At 40.5% G+C, this 20,352-nt stretch carries 15 protein-coding genes; 6 read left to right on the forward strand and 9 right to left on the reverse strand.

The features are described from left to right. Positions 1–115: 115 nt before the first annotated feature. Positions 116–3,376, reverse strand: a complete 3,261-nt coding sequence (locus VXM68_RS22035) for a carboxypeptidase regulatory-like domain-containing protein (protein ID WP_367210075.1) — start codon at positions 3,374–3,376, stop codon at positions 116–118. Between the two features lie 464 nt (positions 3,377–3,840). On the opposite strand from VXM68_RS22035, the gene VXM68_RS22040 reads away from it, so the two are divergent. After that, positions 3,841–4,317, forward strand: coding sequence for a hypothetical protein (locus tag VXM68_RS22040; protein WP_367210076.1), 477 nt, complete (start codon positions 3,841–3,843; stop codon positions 4,315–4,317). A 74-nt stretch (positions 4,318–4,391) separates the two neighbouring features. On the opposite strand, the gene VXM68_RS22045 is transcribed toward VXM68_RS22040, so the two are convergent. The 4 genes from VXM68_RS22045 to VXM68_RS22060 form a co-directional block, all read right to left on the reverse strand. Further along, the gene (locus VXM68_RS22045; RefSeq protein ID WP_367210078.1) at positions 4,392–5,195 is read right to left on the reverse strand and encodes a M48 family metallopeptidase; all 804 of its coding nucleotides are present in this window, start codon (positions 5,193–5,195) and stop codon (positions 4,392–4,394) included. 134 nt (positions 5,196–5,329) lie between these two features. Next, the gene (gene plsY, locus VXM68_RS22050) at positions 5,330–5,980 is read right to left on the reverse strand and encodes a glycerol-3-phosphate 1-O-acyltransferase PlsY (protein ID WP_293952051.1); all 651 of its coding nucleotides are present in this window, start codon (positions 5,978–5,980) and stop codon (positions 5,330–5,332) included. A 14-nt stretch (positions 5,981–5,994) separates the two neighbouring features. Beyond that, a complete protein-coding gene (gene nadC, locus VXM68_RS22055; protein ID WP_367210079.1) occupies positions 5,995–6,852 on the reverse strand; it encodes a carboxylating nicotinate-nucleotide diphosphorylase in 858 nt (285 codons plus the stop codon). A gap of 77 nt (positions 6,853–6,929) precedes the next feature. After that, positions 6,930–7,388, reverse strand: a complete 459-nt coding sequence (locus tag VXM68_RS22060; protein WP_367210081.1) for a DUF4783 domain-containing protein — start codon at positions 7,386–7,388, stop codon at positions 6,930–6,932. A 171-nt stretch (positions 7,389–7,559) separates the two neighbouring features. Between VXM68_RS22060 and gpmI the strand changes: the two genes are divergently transcribed. The 4 genes from gpmI to VXM68_RS22080 all read left to right on the forward strand — a co-directional run bounded on the left by gpmI (position 7,560) and on the right by VXM68_RS22080 (position 12,655). Further along, a complete protein-coding gene (gene gpmI / locus VXM68_RS22065; RefSeq protein WP_367210082.1) occupies positions 7,560–9,092 on the forward strand; it encodes a 2,3-bisphosphoglycerate-independent phosphoglycerate mutase in 1,533 nt (510 codons plus the stop codon). After that, positions 9,073–9,660, forward strand: coding sequence for a hypothetical protein (locus VXM68_RS22070; protein WP_294183303.1), 588 nt, complete (start codon positions 9,073–9,075; stop codon positions 9,658–9,660). Before gpmI ends, VXM68_RS22070 begins: the two co-directional genes overlap by 20 nt. 181 nt (positions 9,661–9,841) lie before the next feature. Continuing rightward, positions 9,842–10,168, forward strand: a complete 327-nt coding sequence (locus VXM68_RS22075) for a hypothetical protein (protein WP_367210083.1) — start codon at positions 9,842–9,844, stop codon at positions 10,166–10,168. A gap of 192 nt (positions 10,169–10,360) precedes the next feature. After that, positions 10,361–12,655: a TonB-dependent receptor gene (locus VXM68_RS22080; RefSeq protein ID WP_367210084.1), complete on the forward strand. Its 2,295-nt coding sequence runs from the start codon at positions 10,361–10,363 to the stop codon at positions 12,653–12,655. Positions 12,656–12,710: 55 nt separating this feature from the next. Here the strand turns inward: VXM68_RS22080 and VXM68_RS22085 are convergent, their stop codons facing one another. Beyond that, entirely contained in the window at positions 12,711–13,265 is a 555-nt protein-coding gene (locus VXM68_RS22085; RefSeq protein WP_293879461.1) for a ferritin, read from the reverse strand. Positions 13,266–13,436: 171 nt separating this feature from the next. Then, the gene (locus VXM68_RS22090; protein ID WP_293952039.1) at positions 13,437–14,093 is read right to left on the reverse strand and encodes a tetratricopeptide repeat protein; all 657 of its coding nucleotides are present in this window, start codon (positions 14,091–14,093) and stop codon (positions 13,437–13,439) included. 343 nt (positions 14,094–14,436) lie between these two features. Between VXM68_RS22090 and lon the strand changes: the two genes are divergently transcribed. Next, on the forward strand, positions 14,437–16,914 hold the full coding sequence (gene lon, locus VXM68_RS22095) for an endopeptidase La (RefSeq protein ID WP_293952037.1): 2,478 nt from the start codon (positions 14,437–14,439) through the stop codon (positions 16,912–16,914). Positions 16,915–16,973: 59 nt separating this feature from the next. On the opposite strand, the gene dctA is transcribed toward lon, so the two are convergent. Both dctA and VXM68_RS22105 read right to left on the reverse strand, forming a co-directional pair. Then, the gene (dctA, locus tag VXM68_RS22100; protein ID WP_367210085.1) at positions 16,974–18,236 is read right to left on the reverse strand and encodes a C4-dicarboxylate transporter DctA; all 1,263 of its coding nucleotides are present in this window, start codon (positions 18,234–18,236) and stop codon (positions 16,974–16,976) included. A gap of 132 nt (positions 18,237–18,368) precedes the next feature. Continuing rightward, the gene (locus VXM68_RS22105; RefSeq protein WP_367211316.1) at positions 18,369–20,279 is read right to left on the reverse strand and encodes an amidophosphoribosyltransferase; all 1,911 of its coding nucleotides are present in this window, start codon (positions 20,277–20,279) and stop codon (positions 18,369–18,371) included. Positions 20,280–20,352: the final 73 nt, after the last annotated feature.

The following is a 20,352-nucleotide window of genomic DNA, read 5'->3' on the forward strand; positions in this document are numbered from 1 at the left end:
CAACTAAAGATAAACTGTCAAAATCAAAAATAGATAGAATATTCAAATACAGTAAACAAAAAATCCCGGATCTATGATAGGTCCAGGATTTTTTTATTCAAACTAGTTAGTCAGCTTAATTAAAGATATAGCGAATACCTAATTGCATTTGGTATCTTGAATCAATACCAGTATTATTTCTGAAAGTCTGCTCTTTAAGATTCTGACTTACATTATAAGTCGGTCTTCCAGTGCTATCCATTCCTTTATATTGCATAAAGTTGGTAATATTTGGAGTTTTTGTTACCCCCCATTTACTACTAAGTAGATTACCAACATTAATAATATCTAAAGAAACTTGTAACCTGTGATTATCTTTTGTTTTCAACACTTTAGATAATTCTTGCATGATACGGATATCAAAACGATTCATCCAAGGATATTCAGCACCATTTCTTTCTGCATATTGTCCTCTTCTTGTACTTAAATACTTATCTTGACCAATAAAGGCATCAAGTCTTGACCATTGAGCATCGGCAGTTTCTAGAACTTTAGTTTTATCCTTTGAGTCCACGATATCCACTAGAGCAATATCAGCACGATCTGTTGGAACATACATCAAAGCATTAGAAAAGCGTCCACCTGTCTGCAGGATATCACCGCTCACGGTATAATTGTATCTAGTCGCACCGAAGTTATCTCCATATGGCCTACCTTCATACACTAAGCCTATTCTTGTAGGTAATTGTGGCGTAATATTGAAATTAATATTTACTGCTGCAATTATTCTATTTCTCACCATAAAGCTTGAATAAGCCAAAACTGGTGAATTTGGATTGCTTACAATAGCGTTACCTGTGTATGCAGAGTTTGCTTGTGAACCTGGATTGGAGGTAATATCTTTAGCGTTGCTATAGGTATAAGCCACCATCGCATCTCCATATTTTCCAAAACGTTTCTCCAATTGCGCAGTTAAACTATAGGCACTGCCCTTTGAAGTGTTATCTAATACGATAGCACGCGTAATTGAGGGATTGATTTGGTTAGTATAAACCGTCTTTTTAGCGGTCGCATCGTAGTAAGAAGGATAATATGATCTGGTGTCTCCCGTTCCTTTATAATTACCCGCTGGATCAGTTAAATTCGCGTCTCTGTGATAAACTTCATTGATCGATTTCGTATAAATCCCCTCTAAGGTAGCTTTCATATCCCCAGGAAGGCGATATTCCACTGCTAAGTTTGAACGCCAGATTTGAGGCATTTTAAAGTCCCTAGAAGTAACGTCAATCTCATAAGTGGCTGGATTTTGTGGATTCGCAGGAATATAAGCTGAAGGATCAGGATTAAACGGCTTATCTGTCGGATTGGTGATAAACATGTTTCCAAAGGTCATACCAGTCTGTCCAGCTTGGTTCGTTAACCATACCCCTGGAACACCACCTGTAAAAATACCTGTTCCTCCACGCAATACAAAAGATCTATCTTGTCTAATATCCCAATCAAATCCCGCTCTTGGAGAAACTAATACGCGAGCTTTCGGTAAGCGTGAAACATCAAGTTTTTCTTCGTTAGCAAATGTCATTCCCAATACTTTTTCATTGGAGACAATATCTGTTGTATATACAGGAATGTCTGCTCTCACGCCATAGCTCAATTTAAAGTTTGGCTTTATAAACCATTCATCTTGAGCATAAAGTGCTATTGGCATCATGCTGAAATCAGCTGATGGACGGCTAACACCTGGAACCACTGAATAAGTCAATTGATATAATGAAGGATTTACAGTTTTATCGCCATTAGCTGCAGCAATAAAATCGTTCATACTCTTGTATCTAAATTGACCATTGATAAATTGAGCAAAGGAATTACTAAACTTTTGATAGCTTAGGGAACCGCCAAATGTTAAAGTATGTGCTCCAGCAAAAATATTAAAGTTGTCGGTAATACTAAATAAGTTTTGATTTAGTTTATTCAAACCAGAAAATGGTTCCTGTCCAAATGATATATAGTTCGCTCCGTTGCCGTTCTCAATGTCAACAGTAGGGAAAGCTGTACCCAATGGATCTCTGTAGTCTCTAAAAGCTGAATAAACGACCTGTATTTGATTCGCATATTTACTGTTAAATGTTGAGTTTAATTCAGCAGTGATGGAATTGATATTATTATTCTGACGATATCTTAAGTTCGAGAAGATCATGGAGTTTACACTTGGTCCACGACCACTGTTACTATTCGACCCACTTGGATTAATATCTCTATAGGAATCTAAGTGATTATAACGAAGAGTAAATTTATGCTTTTCGTTAATATTCCAGTCGATTTTAGCTGTAATATTATTCGCCTTTTGATCGTTATTAAATCCTTCATAAACACCTGGATCGTATCCATAATTATCGATCAGGGTTTTCTTTACTAAATCTAAATCAGACGCCTTAACATTTGACTCATTTGCTCCACCAGTACCACGGTTCGCAAGGATATTAGAGCCGGGAGTTGTACGCTTAGTTGTCTCGCCATTTAAGAAAAAGAATAATTTATTCTTAATGATTGGACCACCAACGCTAAATCCAAGCTGGTTATTTTTATATGATTCTGTTTTTGGTAATTTTTCACCATCGACTTTATAGCCTTGTAAGTCTTGGTTTTTGAAATACCAATAAGCCGATCCAGTTACTGTGTTCGTACCAGATTTTGTAATCGCGTTGACACCTGCTCCAGTAAAACCACCTTGTTTTACGTCATAAGGAGAAAGATTGATTTGAATAGACTCAATTGCATCTAAAGAAAATGGTTGTGCATTTGTTTGTCCACCTGGAAGAGCGGATAAACCAAAAGCATTATTCATCTGCGCACCATCCAAAGTTAATGAGTTAAACAAACTATTTCTTCCAGCAAATGAGAAACCATCTCCTTGTGAGTTTGCTTGCGGATTTAGCTTTGTCAAATCGGTGATACTTCTAGAAATAGCTGGCATTTCCTCAATTTTCTTTCTACCTACAACAGTGGAAACACCAGTTTTAGTTGCACCTCTGCGCGCCGTAACCGTAACCTCTTCCAACGTTGTGTTTTTATCCGCAAAAACAGGATTTAACACAAATGGCTGTCCCAATTGTAAATAGACATCATTATAGATTATAGGGTCTTGTCCAACATAAGTTACTTCAATTCTGTAAGGTCCACCAACACGCATGTTAGCTAAATTGAAGCGACCTGCTGCATTTGCCGAACCGGTATAAATGGTCCCTGAGGGCACATGCGTGGCCTTAATCGTAGCACCCGAAGTTAGACTGCCGTTTGCCTCTTTTACAATACCTGTAACGCTACTTGTTGTAACCTGAGCTTGTACAGCACCATAACTAGCCATAACAAGAGCGAAAAAGAGTAAAGATCTTTTCATATAATGTGATTTGTTAAAAAATGTTAAGCAAAATTACTAAGAGATTTGAAATTACAAAGGACTTAATATAAACTTAACACACTAAACCACACCCATTTCATGAAATCCACACCAAAAATCAGACATCAACCTATAATTTATCACGAAAAAAAACGTTGTAAGATGTTTTAAACCAACATTTACATTCGTATTATCTGATCAAAAATAGTTTTCCACATCAATTCTGGATTTTTTTTTGTAACAACATTCTTCCAATCGGAATTTAATTTTTTAAAAATTTTTAGCTAATTTCCTAACAGTTGAAAATTACCTTATACAACTCAGTTTCCTGTAGCAATTGCACTACAAGAGCCTAACGAATTGAAAAAATCTAAACGATTGTATACGCTGGATGTTTTGTATAAAAACTTGTTTCAAAAGCCAAGAACATTTCTGAAATTCGCACACCTAATATTTTACGCTTCATGGAAGACGGTATTCAAAATTCTTCTTTTGTAGAACCTGCAGACCTTAAACTGTCTCCTGCAGGACTCGCTTTTTTAGCTTCAGCAGCCAAATGGGCCAATTTTTTGGCCATCGTCTGTTTTATTTTCATCGGCATCTCGGCCATCACCATGGTTAGCCTGATCTTTGGCGCAAGCGCATTGTCACTCGGTGCAGACGAATATGTCACAGCGGGGGCCTTATCCACATTCGGTGTCCTCTACCTGCTCTTTCTTGCTTTCTTTTGCCTTCCCATCTATTTTCTGTATAATTTCGGATCCAAAGCGAAAAAAGCAATTGAAAACCGCGACACCATTCAGCTGGAGCTCTGCTTGGATGCGTTAAAAAAACATTACAAATTTATTGGCATCATGGTCATCATTACCATCGCCTTTAATTTTATGGGATTGGTCATCGGTGTAGTACTCGGCGTTAGCGATGCGCTAGCCGGGGTGTAACTTGATCAAAATATAATTCAAAAAAAAGAGGGATCTGCTCGCGCAAATCCCTCTTTTCGTATCCTATTAATCTTTTATTTCTTATAATATTTCATCGCATTCGGAATCAATTTTTGGATATCCGCAATACGTCGCTCATCACTCGGGTGCGTACTCAAAAACTCTGGCTGCCCTTTCTGACTTCCTGAAGCCATACGCTTCCAAAAATCGACCGCTTCGTTTGGATTATATCCCGCCAAGGCCATAATAATCAAGCCTGCTGCATCTGCGTCGGACTCGTCGCTTCTGGAGAATTTCAACTGCGCCAAATTTCCGCCCAAACCGTAAAGATTATTGAAAACTCCAAGGGTACTGTTGCCAGATATCCCTGCTGCGGAACCTAAAATCTGTCCGCCCAATTGCAAAGCAATCTGATTCGAAGCCTGCGCTACGGAATGCTCCTCAATCGCATGGGCGATCTCATGCCCCATTACTGTGGCAAGTCCGGCTTCGGTACGTGTAACAGGTAATATTCCCGTATAAACCGCCACTTTACCACCAGGCATACACCATGCGTTCACATCATCACTCCTTACTAAGTTGAACTCCCAATTGAAGTTAAATTGGTTGGCACGACCGGTGCTTTGCAAATATTGGTTCACCGCTGTGGCCAGTTTATTGCCCACACGTTTAACCATTGCCGCATCGGCAGTCCCAGTGACTACTTTTGAACTATTCTTCGATAAAAAATCTTTATAAGCCAATGCAGCTTGCTCGTTCACTTGATCAGCACTGACCAATTTCAAATATTTTTTCCCGGTAACAGCAGAAGTTGCACAACCTGACAACCCCGATGCCAGTGTTACACACGCTAATACCATAGCTGAATACTTAAACATTCCGTTCATAGTTTATATTTTATTTCAAGGGCCATATGGAGTTTCAAAGCGAAAGATAATCGCTTTTCAGCGCATCCAACATGGATATTTTACAATAATTTATTAATCCATCGTAGCGGATGCAATTATTGTGCCTATTCTTTTTCCTTCGCTTTTTTCTTAAAAAGGTAGATCTTGGACTCATGCCCCTTTAACAGACGCTCTATATTCTTTTGGTGGGTAATCAACAAGAGGATACAAATCGCTATTCCGTAGAGAAGCACCGAAGGTATCGTTGTTTTGAATATAAAGGCCAAACTGAATGGAAATGCAAATCCTGCCGAAATGGAACCCAATGAAACGTAATGGGTGGTCAACAGGATAATAACAAATACAGAAACACAAACCAAGGCTGCAGGCGTATGGATCGCGAGAATCATACCACAGAGCGTTGCTACGCCCTTCCCTCCTCTGAACCCCGCAAATACAGGAAATAAATGTCCCAATACCGCGATAACGCCCAATGCCAACTGAAAGTTAACAAACTGAACATCGCTCGTATTTTGCCCCAGTTCTATTAAATAAGCTAGATTGGTTGCTGTCCAGCCTTTAAAAATATCGACAAACATCACGATCGATCCCGCTTTCGGTCCCAACACGCGAAAGGTATTAGTCGCCCCAGCATTACCACTACCATACTCACGAACATCTACCCCATAAAATGCCTGTCCCAACCAAACAGCCGTTGGTATGGACCCAAACACGTACGCTAGTAATACTGCAATTACTAAATAAATCGATATCATTAATTAATTAGTTCTTATATTAATTTGGCCTTCAGACTAAGATCAAGGCTCTTCACACTGTGTGTCAAAGCACCTACTGAGATATAATCTACCCCGGCCTCCGCATATGACCTAATCGTGTCAAAAGTTATTCCCCCAGAGGCCTCTGTCTTGAACCGACGGTCGATAATCTGAACAGCTTTGGCAACATCTTGCGGTGAAAAATTATCTAACATGATTCGATCCACTTCGCCAAAGTTAAGAACTTCATCAAGTTCCACAAAATTTCGGACTTCAATTTCTATTTCTATTGGTTTATTTAGGCTCTTTCTATAGGCATTTGCACGCGCTAGCGCAGGTACAATCCCGCCACTGTAGTCTACATGATTATCCTTAATTAAAATCATATCAAAAAGACCAAAACGATGATTGGTGCCGCCACCAATGCGCACGGCTTCTTTCTCCAGCACCCGTAACAGGGGCGTCGTTTTTCGCGTATCTAAAATTTTTGTGTCTGTACCGGCCAACAGATCCACATACTGCCGCGTTGTTGTCGCTATACCACTCATACGCTGCATCACATTCAGCACCAAGCGTTCGGCCAATAAAATACTTTGGATATTTCCCCTGACATAAAAAGCAATATCCCCCATTTTAACCCGGCTTCCATCTTGGATAAAGACCTCACAGACCAAACTATCGTCCACATAGGCGATAATTGCCTGCGCTACTTCGACACCTGCCAGTACACCATCATCCTTCACAATCAACTTGGCTTCACCTTGCGCGCCGGCTTCAATTGTCGACAAGGAGGTATGATCTCCATCGCCCAAATCCTCCGCGACAGCCTGTTTTACAAACTGGGCCAAATAGTCCTTGATTTCCTTCTCCATAAATGCTATTTATTGGGCTAAGATGTGGAATAATTTTTTAATCGAAAAATAGATTGATAAAAAAAATAGGATCAGGATCAATTTTTGTCGATCCTCAACTCTTCGATGGAATGGTTATTACTCCCTGCTCCTATCTTTACAAAGACCCGATAGTTGGCCTGTTCGGTGGCTAAGGAATAGGTAAAATATTGATAGCCATTGTTGGCTTTGCTCGACTGGGTCAGTTTTACAGTCTTGGGTTTATGCTGATTAAAAAATGTCCCCAACATGATTTCTGATTGGTATTTTGTATAAATACCATTTTCACCTGAAATCGACAAGGTGATGTTTGAGGCAAAATACCTGGCTATGTTTTTAGCACTACCTTCTTTTAAAAATGATTTTAGCTCCTCCGAAATTCGTTGCAAAGCATCATCATCCCCGGGCAAGTTCGCTTCCATCCGTGGTTTTACAGGCATCGAAAAATGACCAAACGCAGCATTGTGTAAAAAAAGATTCGTAATAAGTATAAATCCGCAATGGCTTAAAAGTTTCATATAGCTTAACATGTATAGAAAAGATTCTGTAATCAAAATCAATCCTTAGGCAGTTCCATTTATGATGGAACACAAATGATGCCACAAACCTATAAAAATATTGGTGATTAACAAGGGAAGTTTTTAAGATGCGTTGATAGATTCTAAAATTAAGATTATCTTTGTTATACGATGAATAAGAAAAAAGTTGCACTCATGATCCTAGACGGACTAGGATATGGAAAACATGATAAATCAAATGCAGTTGAAGCTGCAAACACCCCATTTTTAGACCATTTATTAGAAGCATATCCAAACTCAACTTTAGAAGCTTCGGGCGAAGCTGTTGGCTTGCCTGCCGGCCAAATGGGTAACTCTGAGGTAGGGCACATGAATCTTGGTGCCGGAAGAATTGTCTACCAAGAATTGGGACGTATTCACAAAGCGGTCAATGACGGCGTATTCAATTCGAACCCAGTGATTCAAGACGCATTTAAATATGCTTTAGCAAATAACAAAAAGGTACATTTTATCGGTTTGCTTTCCGATGGTGGCGTACACGCGCACACGAAGCACTTAAAGGGTTTATGTGATGCCGCAAAACATGCTGGACTGAGCAGTGAACAAGTATTTGTACATGCTTTCTTGGATGGCCGTGATACGGATCCAAACTCGGGTATTGGTTACGTGAGAGATTTACAGGCGTATTTGACAACAACAACAGGTACCTTCGCATCGGCAATCGGTCGGTACTATGCGATGGATCGCGACAACAGATGGGAACGGGTAAAATTAGCATACGATCTTTTAGTGAAAGCGGAAGGTGAAAAATCCAATGACCTGGTCGCCGCTATCCAAAAATCATACGATGAAGGTATAACGGATGAGTTTGTGAAACCAATTGCCTTGGTAGACAGCAATGGAGCGCCTGTGGCTACAATACAAGAAGGCGATGTGGTATTCTGCTATAATTTCAGAACGGATCGTGGCCGCGAGATTACTATCGCGCTAACCCAAAAAGCATTCCCAGAATATGATCTGAAACCGTTAGATCTATATTATGTGACCATGACGTCTTACGATGAAACGTTCCAAAATGTGCGGGTTGTTTTTCAAAAAGATAACTTGACCAACACGTTGGGTGAAGTATTGGAGGCTAACCATAAAACACAAACACGTATCGCCGAAACAGAAAAATATCCACACGTCACATTTTTCTTCTCGGGAGGCCGTGAACAAGAATTTAAAGGTGAAAACCGCTTGTTGGTTCCATCACCAAAAGTGGCGACTTACGATCTTCAACCCGAGATGTCCGCACAAGGAATTACAGCGGCTATCGTTAACGATATGGAAACACTTCAGCCTGATTTTATCTGTCTGAACTTTGCAAATCCAGATATGGTAGGTCATACAGGAGTTTTTGATGCTGTCATTAAAGCCGTAGAAACTGTGGATCAATGTACCAAAACGGTCGTAGAAACTGGTCTTAAAAATGGTTACTCCTTTATAATTCTGGCCGATCATGGCAATTCGGAGTTTATGGTCAATGAGGACGGATCGCCAAACACCGCACACACAACAAATTTGGTTCCATGTATCTTGATTGACGATCAGTACAAAAAAATAGCCAACGGTAAATTAGGTGATATTGCCCCAACCGTCTTACAAATTTTGGGCGTCAATATCCCCGCTGAAATGACAGGAAATGTATTGGTATCAGAATAATAACCTACATAAAATCAGTAGCAGAGCACTCTCCTTTTTTGCGGGTAGTGCGCTGCTTTTTTGGAGTTGTGGATCACCTTCCGCAACAAAAAGCCACAAAAAATCTTCCGACATATTTTCTGTCGACTCGTTTTTTAATGGAGAAGTCAATCGCTTGCAACAGCTCAATCCCGCCGTGCTAAAATCTGTCAGCAAAGATGGAGAAAAAGAACAGCGCGAGCTGAAAATTGGAAGCTGGAAAAATGAACTGTCTGCCTTTCAAGCTGCTGATATCAGCAAAAATTTCGATCCCACATTGTATGAAGTTAAAGCTGTCGATTGTGTGACCGAATTTACAGCGAAAAAGAAAGATCTACAGATACAGAAACTGCGTATCGAATTTGATAAGAACGAAAAGGTAAAACACATCCATATCGTTAAAAAGATAACAAATAGCTTATACGATAGTCAGGAAAAATTAGACTATTTCAGCGATTCGCTTTATCGCATTGTCAAATTGCAAGACGTTCAGGGACTAGATGCCAATCAATATGAAATTGTCGGCAAGTTCATTCCTCCCAAAAAGTAAAACGATAAGTCTTATACATCAGCAAAATTCGCCGCTGAGTCTTTGATTCAGCGGCAAATTTTATGATCTTATCATAATAATAAATGCAACACGATTGCTTTATATTTTATTTTCATTATCTTTGACCCGGTTAACATCATAATTCGAGTGTCAACTTGGGTTTAAACGTAGTGATTTCAGCGTGAAAGACATCTCATTGAACAAATTCGCAGCATTCGTGCTCTTGATGACCTTCTTAATTGGTCAGTTCATTGTGTACAGTCATGAACATCCCCAAGCTACACTGCATATCGTAGATGGTCCAGCAAAAAAACATCATGCTGATCACCCCAAATGTGCTATCTGCGACCAAAATGCACATCCTCAACTAGTTTTTAATTTTACGCAGGGTGAATTCATATTGCCTGTTAAAATCATTGAATTTGGTCTGTTCATCATTGGAGACCAGATCGTCAGATCATTGATTTCTGGCAATCGAGGCCCACCCACCTGTTCATCTTTATGCTAATTTCAATAGTGCCTATCAACGTAAGCTGACCACTATTGCTGCAAGGCCTCTATAGGGGTCTTTACAATTCAACAATCCAACGATCCATACGACCAGCTATCGGTTAAACCTTGGCACAGCAACGCCTTGGTAGCTGACTTAAGCTTTGTCGTTTGTACCGCTGATATTACATACGTAGAAATTATAGTACAGATGAAACTTAAAATTATAGGCTGCATTTTTATGCTTGTCTCCTATTGCTCCATACTTCCGGCGCTTGCCTCAACAATTAGCGGTAAAGTAACGGATGCCAAAACCAACCTACCAATTGCTGGTGCTACCATATCACTGCAGCAGCTTCGTTCGAGCACGGCATCAGACCAACAAGGTCGTTATAGCTTTAAATCTCTTCCTGCAAGTGGACGCTACTTGGTTGAGGTCCGTTTTTTGGGTTATCAATCCGTTGTCAAGGCCGTAGATTTAACTTCGGAAAATCTTTCCCTTGATTTTTCCTTGACAGAAAGTATTATTGAAACGAATGAAGTAGTCGTTACAGGTACACTGGTCACTTCTCAGAGCCGTCGCAACAGCACCTCAGTAGCTGTTATTTCCAAAGATGAGTTGCAGGGAAATGGAACAAATCTTATTGATGCACTCGCCCGGCAAGTTCCCGGACTAAGTCAGATCACAACGGGACAAGGAATTTCAAAGCCTATTATAAGGGGTCTGGGGTATAATCGTGTCGTCACGGTAAGCGATGGGGTAAAACAGATGGGACAGCAATGGGGCGACGAACATGGCATTGAAATAGACCAAAATCAACCCGACCGTGTCGAGATTTTACGTGGTGCAGCTTCATTGATGTACGGATCTGATGCCATCGGTGGTGTGATCAATGTACTGGAACCTAATGTTCCTACTGAGGGGCATATTAAAGGTGAATTACTGACAAGCTATGCGACCAACAATGGACTGACCAATAGTTCGGTTATGTTAACTGGTAATGAAAATGGCTTCGTATGGCGTGGCCGTGGATCGTATCAGAATGCGTATTCTTATAATACCCCTGCAGGAAGATACGGCAATAGCGGCTTTAACAACAGCAATTTAAGCGGTATGCTCGGGCTAAACAAGCAATGGGGCTATTCGCACCTTAATTTTTCTTACCTAAAAAATAACATCGGCTTTTACGATGCCGAACCGGGTGACCCGCTGTACACAAACGCTAAAAGCCGTACATTGGATTTTCCCAAACAGGACATCCGTCACTATAAATTGGCCCTCAACAACAGCTTCGTTGTCGGATCGGGAAATTTAAAACTTGACTTAGGCTACCAAAAGAATCAACGTCGAGAATTAGAAGAAGCGACCCCATCCCTGTTCTTTGACCTCAACACCTATTCCCTCGATGCCAAGTATTCTTTAAGTGAAAGAAACGGCTGGCAACATGTATTTGGTATTAGTGCCAGTCAGGAACACAGTGTAAATAAAGGGACCGAGTTCTTAATCCCAGCCTATGACCAGCTGGAATTGGGAGCTTTTGGTTATGCGAAGAAAAGCTGGGGCGAAAACACGTTTAATGTCGGTTTACGCTATGACTATGTCAACAACAAAGGCAAACAGCTGTTTGTTGAAGATGAAGAGCAATTTCCTGGTTTTAAAAATAGCGTCAGTAATGTCAGTGGTGCCCTTGGTTATACGCATATTTTCAATGAGGATCTCAATTTTAAAGCAAATGCGGGCTCAGCATTTAGAGCACCCAACCCCGCAGAGCTTGGCTCCAATGGTGTTCATGAGGGTACTTCGCGGTATGAAGTCGGTAATGAGAACCTAAAACCCGAAAGAAGTTATCAAGCAGATGCGACACTGGAGTTTGGCCATAGTATCGTTACCGGAAGTATCGGAATCTACGAAAATTATATTCACAACTTTATATATGCCTCGGCAACAAAAGGGGATACAAAAACTGTGGTTGGCGAAGATGGCGATTCTCATACCTATGACGTATACCGTTATGGACAGGTCAATGCCAATCTATATGGTGTTGAAGGAAGCTTGAATTTTCATTTGTTGAACTGGATTCACCTAGACAACACGTTTAGTTATACGCATGCACAGAATACAACCTTTGACAGACCATTGGCATTGATTCCAGCTGGCGTTGTGCACAATACGCTGCGCCTTGAACCTAAAGTAAGCGGATTAAATGCCTTCTACTTATCTGTGGGGCTAGACAATTATTTTAAACAGAATCGCATTGACGAAACCTTCGAAACGCCAGCAAACGGATACACATTGTTGAATGCTGGAATCGGCACGACATTGCACTTCGGGCAGCAGCAACTGGAAATATTTGCAGCGGCATCCAATCTGACCAACAAGCGTTATTACGATGCCTTAAGCCGATTGCGCCCGGGTAGGCTATCGCAAGAAGATCCTAATTTTGGCGTCTACAATATGGGCAGAAACATCACATTCGGTGTCTATCTACCGCTTAACATCAAATAAAAAAAAATGAGGAATACCTAAAAAGGATTCCTCATTTTTTTTATACAGTTTAGTGTTATTTAGGATCGTCAGCAGTTGCTTCTCTTGCTAGCGTCACTTCGTCTGGCATAGCTTCCAAAGAAGAATCTAAAGCAAATAATGATTCGTCCGAAGCACGGTCTCCACCGGCAATTTTCAATTTATCAATCAATTCAAGCGCTAGCTTCTCTTCTTCGATCTGTTCTTTCACAAACCATTGTGCAAAATTCCACGTTGCCCAATCTTTCTCCGCCATCGCTAGATTGACGATGTTATAAATCGCTTCGGTATTATCTACTTCGTGTTTGAAAACACGGTTAAAACATTCTGTCAACGTTTGCGGATCTGCTGGAGGTTGTGCAATGGCTTCAATTCTTGGCCGGCCACCCCGCTCCAGAATATACCCCATAATCTTTGTCATGTGGTTACGCTCTTCCTGTGCATGTCTATACAGGAAATTGGCCACTCCACCATAACCCTGATCATCTGCCCAGACCCCTAATGCCAAATAAATCTGTGCTGCTTCAGCTTCCTTAGTCATTTGCTTGATTAAAGTTTCTTGCATTTCTTTTGACAATCGATTCGTTTCCATACTTATTCCTTTTTTGATTTAGAATAATAACAGAATAACACCGTCTTTCGTTTTTATATTGATAAATAAAAAATAGTGGACCAATTTATTTTTACCCCATAAAGCGGTAAAATTTTAGACAAAAAAAAGGGAATCCCTTCTGGAATTCCCTCTCTATACGTACTAGTGATACTATTTTAAATTATCTCTATATACTTTTGCTTTTTTGATTTCGGTTTGGATGTCTTTCTTAGACGAATCAAAGCTTAATACTTTTTCATAATCTTTGATCGCATTATTATAGGCATCGGTTGCCATCGCCTTATTATAGTTTGGCGTGCCTGCTGTGCCAATCAAAATACCTAAGTCACGATTAGCAATCGCTCTATTCTGATAGAATTTGGAATCGTTTGGTGTAATGGCAATTGCCTTTGTATAATCTTCGATAGCGCCTTTCAATAACTGTTCTTTATTTGCCACTGAAGCTTTATTTGCCGATTGAACGGCAAGGTTGTTAGTTGCTTTTGCTTTGAAATATAAAGCATTGGCATTTTTACCATTTAACGCAACGACTTTACCAAAAGTTTCTGCTGATTTTTTATAGTCACCATTTTGAAACTGGGAATAACCCAACATATATAATACATCCGGATCTTTTCCTTCTTGAGGCAGTGCTTTTGTCAAGTATGACTCGGCATTCTTGAAATCACCATCCAAAAGAGCTTTTTGCCCCATTCTCACATTAGCGTTGCTATGTTCGGCCTGTTTTGGTTGTTGTGCATTTGCGCTAAAAGCAACTAAGGCAAAAACCCCAGTAAACAAACCCAATTTAAATGATTTTAAATTCATATCTAAATAGTTACTTTTTTATATTCACTTCATAATGATCGCCTGCGATCCTTTCTACGTCTCTGAAAATAGCCTCCGTGCCATTTCCCTAACATCAGAAACTGCCATCAGTGCTTTTTCACATTCCAATATTACAATTATTATGCCTATTTCTCCAATAAATGGCAGATAAATTTTATTTAACCTGCCTTTTTTTCCTATTCTGGAAAATAGATTTGTAATTTTGCTGACTTCTAGCAATTGGCACTCCCCTTGCATTACAGGAGAAACATTATTAGAAGCTTAAAATTTGAAAGTCTGCCGTCAACATGTCAGCGACTGCCAAATACACAAAATAAACACTATGAGCAAATTCGAAACTTTTGATTTCAGTCAAGCAATTCCAATCGTTGCAGAGGATACCGAATTCTTTCCCTTACTTACGCAAGAGGATGAAGATAATATGGCGAATGCTGAAATTCCAGAAGCATTGTCAATTTTGCCTTTACGTAATACCGTATTATTTCCCGGCGTTGTTATTCCAATTACCGTCGGTAGAGATAAATCCATCAAATTGGTCAAAGAAGCCTATAAGGGCAGCAAGACTATCGGTGTCGTTTCTCAAAAGGATATGACCGTTGAGGATCCAGGATTTGAAGAATTAAATAAAGTGGGCACGGTAGCTCATATCATTAAAGTACTCCAAATGCCTGATGGTAATACCACCGTCATCATCCAGGGAAAACAACGGTTCAACTTGTTGGAAATTGTCGAAACTGAGCCTTATTTAAAGGCACGCGTCGAGAAATTCAACGAGGCAAAGCCGAAGATGACCAAGCACTTCAAAGCGACAATTTCCACTTTAAAAGAAATGGCGCTGCAGATCATCCAACTGTCGCCAAACTTACCGAGTGAAGCTGGTATTGCTATCAAAAATATTGAAAGCCCTTCTTTTCTGATCAACTTCATTTCGTCGAATATCAATGTCGAAATGACAAGGAAACAGGAGCTGCTTCAAATACCAAAAGTAGAAAACCGCGCCAAACTTTTATTGGAGCTGTTGACTACTGAAATCCAGATGCTGGAACTAAAGCACCAGATTCAGAATAAAGTACGTGTGGATCTTGACAAACAGCAACGCGATTATTTCTTAAACCAACAGCTGAAAACGATTCAGGAAGAGCTGGGCGGAAATACGCCTGATCTTGAATTAGAAGAGCTTAAAAAACGCGGTAAGTCAAAGAAGTGGAGTCTTGAAGTTGAAAAACATTTTACAAAGGAACTGGAGAAGCTCTCCCGCATTAACCCTGCTGCTGCAGATTATTCGGTACAGCTCAATTACCTTGAGCTTCTTTTGGACCTGCCCTGGAATGAAACAACAAAAGATAATTTTGACTTAAACAAAGCACAAAAAGTACTCGATAAAGACCATTACGGACTGGAGAAAGTAAAAAAACGTATCATTGAATACCTTGCGGTATTAAAATTAAAAAATGATATGAAGGCTCCTATTCTTTGTTTAGTAGGTCCTCCGGGAGTGGGCAAGACATCGTTGGGAAGATCTATCGCCAAAGCACTGGGCCGTAAATATACTCGCATGGCGCTAGGTGGCGTACGCGATGAATCAGAAATCCGAGGTCACCGCAAAACATACATCGGAGCAATGCCCGGCCGTATCATTCAATCGTTGAAAAAAGCCGGGGCAGCAAACCCTGTCTTTATTTTGGACGAAATCGATAAGATGAGTGCAGATTTTAAAGGAGATCCTTCTTCGGCCTTATTGGAGGTATTGGACCCCGAACAAAACACGCATTTCTATGATCACTATGTGGAAATGGAGTTTGACCTTTCCAAAGTGATGTTTATTGCAACAGCCAATTCATTGAGTTCCATTCAGCCAGCTTTATTGGATCGGATGGAGATTATTGAAGTAAATGGATACACCATCGAAGAGAAAATCGAAATTGCCAAAAAGCACCTTTTGCCAAAACAGCGGGAAATGCATGGGATGGCTTCAAAGAATGTCAGCTTAAAAGGTAAAATTATCGAAAAAATAATCGAGGACTACACACGTGAGTCTGGCGTACGTGGATTGGAAAAAAAGATTGGTTCCATCGTCCGTGGTATTGCAACACGTATCGTCATGGAAAAAGATTACAATCCAAATATCAGTGAACAAGACCTGATCGATATCCTGGGTGCGCCGATATTTGATAAGGACATGTATGAAAATAACAATGTGGCTGGGGTGGTGACTGGACTGGCCTGGACGTCTGTAGGCGGCGACATCTTGTTTATAGAGTCTTCACTGAGTCCGGGAAAAGGCCGTTTGAGCCTGACGGGTAATCTGGGCGATGTGATGAAAGAATCTGCGTCAATTGCACTGGCATACCTCAAAGCGCATGCTTCTGATTTCGGAATAGACTATCGTGTATTTGACCATTGGGATATTCACATTCACGTTCCTGCGGGGTCGATTCCAAAAGATGGTCCTTCGGCAGGTATCACCATGCTCACCGCGCTGACATCACTCTTTACGCAACGCAAAGTGAAGGAAAAATTAGCCATGACAGGTGAAATCACCCTGCGTGGAAAGGTGTTGCCTGTTGGCGGTATCAAGGAGAAAATTCTTGCTGCTAAACGCGCGAATATCAAGGATATTATCCTTTGCAAATCGAATGAAAAAGATATTTTGGAGATCAAAGAAGATTATATCAAAGACATGGAGTTCCACTATGTGACTGAAATGGCTCAGGTGATCAAACTCGCCCTCTTGGAAGAAAAAGTAATCGGTGCCATCAATTTGGCGCAAGATGTAGAAAATACAAAAAAAGAGAATTAGCCAATTCTCAAATGATCATGGATTAAAAATGGCCCGGAAATATGTTTTTCCGGGCTTTTTTATTTTTTTGAGCCCAGCTTTTCGTGCAGGATCTCCTCATCCAAACTGTTTTCATATTTAGAAATCACCAGCGTTGCCGCTGAATTTCCGATTAAATTGGTTATTGCCCGGGCTTCACTCATAAAACGGTCTACGCCAAAGATCAAGGCGACCGACTCTACTGGGACATGGCCAACAACCGGTAATGTTGCAGCAAGGGTAACAAAACCACTTCCGGTAACACCGGCTGCTCCCTTGGAAGTTAACAGCAGGACCAATAATAGCGTAATTTCCTGTTCCAAGCTGAGGTGCATATTGAGCGCCTGTGAAATAAAGACCGCGGCCATCGTCAGATAGATACTTGTCCCATCCAGATTGAAAGAATAGCCCGTAGGAATGACCAGCCCGACAACAGGTTTTGCACAGCCGGCATCTTCCATCTTTTGCATGATACCAGGCAATGCCGACTCGGAGGACGAAGTTCCCAATACAATCAGAATTTCCTCTTTAATATATTTTAAAAACTTAAATACGTTTACCTTGAGATAAAAATACAATACTGCTCCGATGACAATAATCACAAAGATAAAACAGGTCAGGTAGAAACTTACCATCAACATACCGAGTTTAGATAAAGCCTGAATGCCAAACTTACCGATCGTAAAGCCCATGGCCCCCATTGCGCCAATCGGCGCGAGATACATGATCATTTTGATAATGGAAAAAAGCACCTTCAGAAACGACTGCAATACATTGAGCACAGGCTCGGACGCTTTTTGCCCTATCTTGGTCATACCAATACCAAACAGGACTGCAAATACGAGCACCTGCAACATGTTGTCTGAAGCTACCGCAGCAATGACGTTACTTGGAATAATTCCGATGATGAAATCCATAAAACTATGCGGTTCTTTGGACTCTGAAATGTAATGGGATACCGAAGATACATCAAGACTTGCCGGATCGGCATTCATCCCGGTCCCGGGCTGTATCCAATTGACAAAGACCAGACCAATGATCAGGGCGATGGTGGTCATAATTTCGAAATAGATAATCGAAGTCAAGCCGATTTTTCCCACTTTTTTTGTATCCTGCATTCCAGCGATACCGATCACAATGGAACTAAAAATCAATGGCGCAATGACCATCTTGATCAGTTTTATAAAAGCATCGCCCAACGGCTTTAGCTTAACAGCAAAGTCAGGGTAGTAGATTCCACAGATGATACCCAACAGTATACCCAGCACAACTTGAAAATAGAGGCTCTTAAAAATATGTTTCATGATCGGTTTATTTATTGACAGCAATTCCCTTTGCTATTGATCGGTATTTTAATTTAGGATTCAGAATTTTCCGAGTACGAAGATAAAAAAAAGGGATGCATAAATGCATCCCTTCCAATGATATTTTTGAACTTAATTACTGAAATATGCTCTCACATTCTTTCCTTCAATCCAGTTCATATACGCTTTGTTGACAACCTTGTTTCCACCAGGTGTAGGATAATCGCCTGAAAAATACCAATCACCCTTATGGTCTGGGCAAGCTCGGTGTAAATTGTCCAGGGTTTGGTACACAACCTCCAGTTCAGCTTTGAGATGGTGCGGTCTGACGATACGAGCAATTTCTTCTGAGATCTCCTCATCAGTAAACGGCGCATAGATCGCTTTGACATAATTCTCAATCTCATTGACATCCTGGGTCATCGACAACACACACTTCTGATAAACCTCATCGATAACATGTGCCATACCACGTTGTTTCAAGAGATTGATTGCTGCTTCGAATGCGACAAATTCACCCATACGCGACATATCAATACCATAACAATCGGGATAACGAATCTGCGGGGCAGAAGAAACAATGACGATTTTTTTCGGATTCAGACGGTCTAAGATCGTTAGAATACTTTGTTTTAATGTTGTTCCCCGAACGATCGAGTCATCAATGGCAACAATCGTATCTTCATGATCTTTTACGATACCGTAAGTGGTATCATAGACGTGCTGCACCATATCCGTACGGTCTGCGTCCTGCGTAATGAATGTACGCAACTTGGCATCCTTCACGTTGAGCTTTTCAAAACGAGGTTTAATACTCAAGATTTCGTCCAACTCTTCATCAGAAATCTTTTCTGAACGATTCAGTAAAGTTTCTTTTTGAAACTCACGAACATAGGTATTAATACCATCCATTAAACCATAGTAAGATACTTCTGCAGTATTTGGAATAAATGAGAATACGGTATTTTTGATATTATTTTTGACAGATTCCAATACTTGAGGTACCAGTAATCTTCCCAATTCTTTACGTTCTTGATAGATATCAGCATCCGATCCACGGGAGAAATAAATCCTTTCGAAAGAACAAGAACGCTGTTCTACGGGTTGTCTAAACATCTCTTGGGATACGGTACCATCCTTTTTGGCAATCAGGGCATGACCCGGTTTAATTTCCTTCACAGCACCAATAGGGATATTAAATGCTGTCTGGATAACAGGTCTTTCTGATGCGACCACCAGAATTTCCTCGTCCTGGTAATAAAACGCTGGACGGATACCTGCCGGATCGCGCATAACAAACGCATCGCCGTGGCCAAAGATACCTGCTATGGTGTAACCACCATCCCACGTTTTGGCCGAACGCTTCAAAATTTTTGATACATCAATATTTTTAGCGATCAGCGAGCTGATTTCAACATTAGAATAACCTTCTTTTTTGAATTGATCAAATAGATCTTGATTTTCATCATCCAGAAAATGACCGATTTTTTCCAAAACAGTCACCGTATCTGCCTTTTCTTTCGGATGCTGTCCCAACTCGTATAGCTGCTGCAACAATTCGTCCACATTGGTCATGTTGAAGTTACCCGCTACAACCAAATTGCGAGACATCCAGTTGTTTTGTCTTAAAAACGGGTGACAGCTTTCGATACTGTTCTTGCCATGTGTTCCATAGCGCAAATGTCCTAAAAGTACTTCTCCGGTAAAACTTACATTATCCTTTAACCATTGGGTATCTTTTGACTCCTCTGGAAACGCTTTCTGAACGGAAGCGAATTTTTTCTGCACATATTCGAATATGTCTGCCACGGCAGTTGAGCCCATAGCTCTGTAACGCGAAATGTAACGATTTCCAGGTTTTACATCAAATTTAATGGTTGCAATCCCAGCACCGTCTTGTCCACGGTTGTGCTGTTTTTCCATTAATAGGTACAATTTGTTGATGCCATAAAATGGCGTACCATATTTTTCCTGATAATAAGATAAGGGTTTTAACAGGCGAATTAGTGCGATTCCGCACTCGTGTTTAATAGCGTCGCTCATATCTTGATTTGATGTCGCAAAAGTAAGCATTATTTGGCACTTAGCGATCTACCGGCTCACTTTTTAAGTAATA

This window comes from Sphingobacterium sp. R2, from assembly GCF_040760075.1.
Lineage (GTDB): Bacteria > Bacteroidota > Bacteroidia > Sphingobacteriales > Sphingobacteriaceae > Sphingobacterium.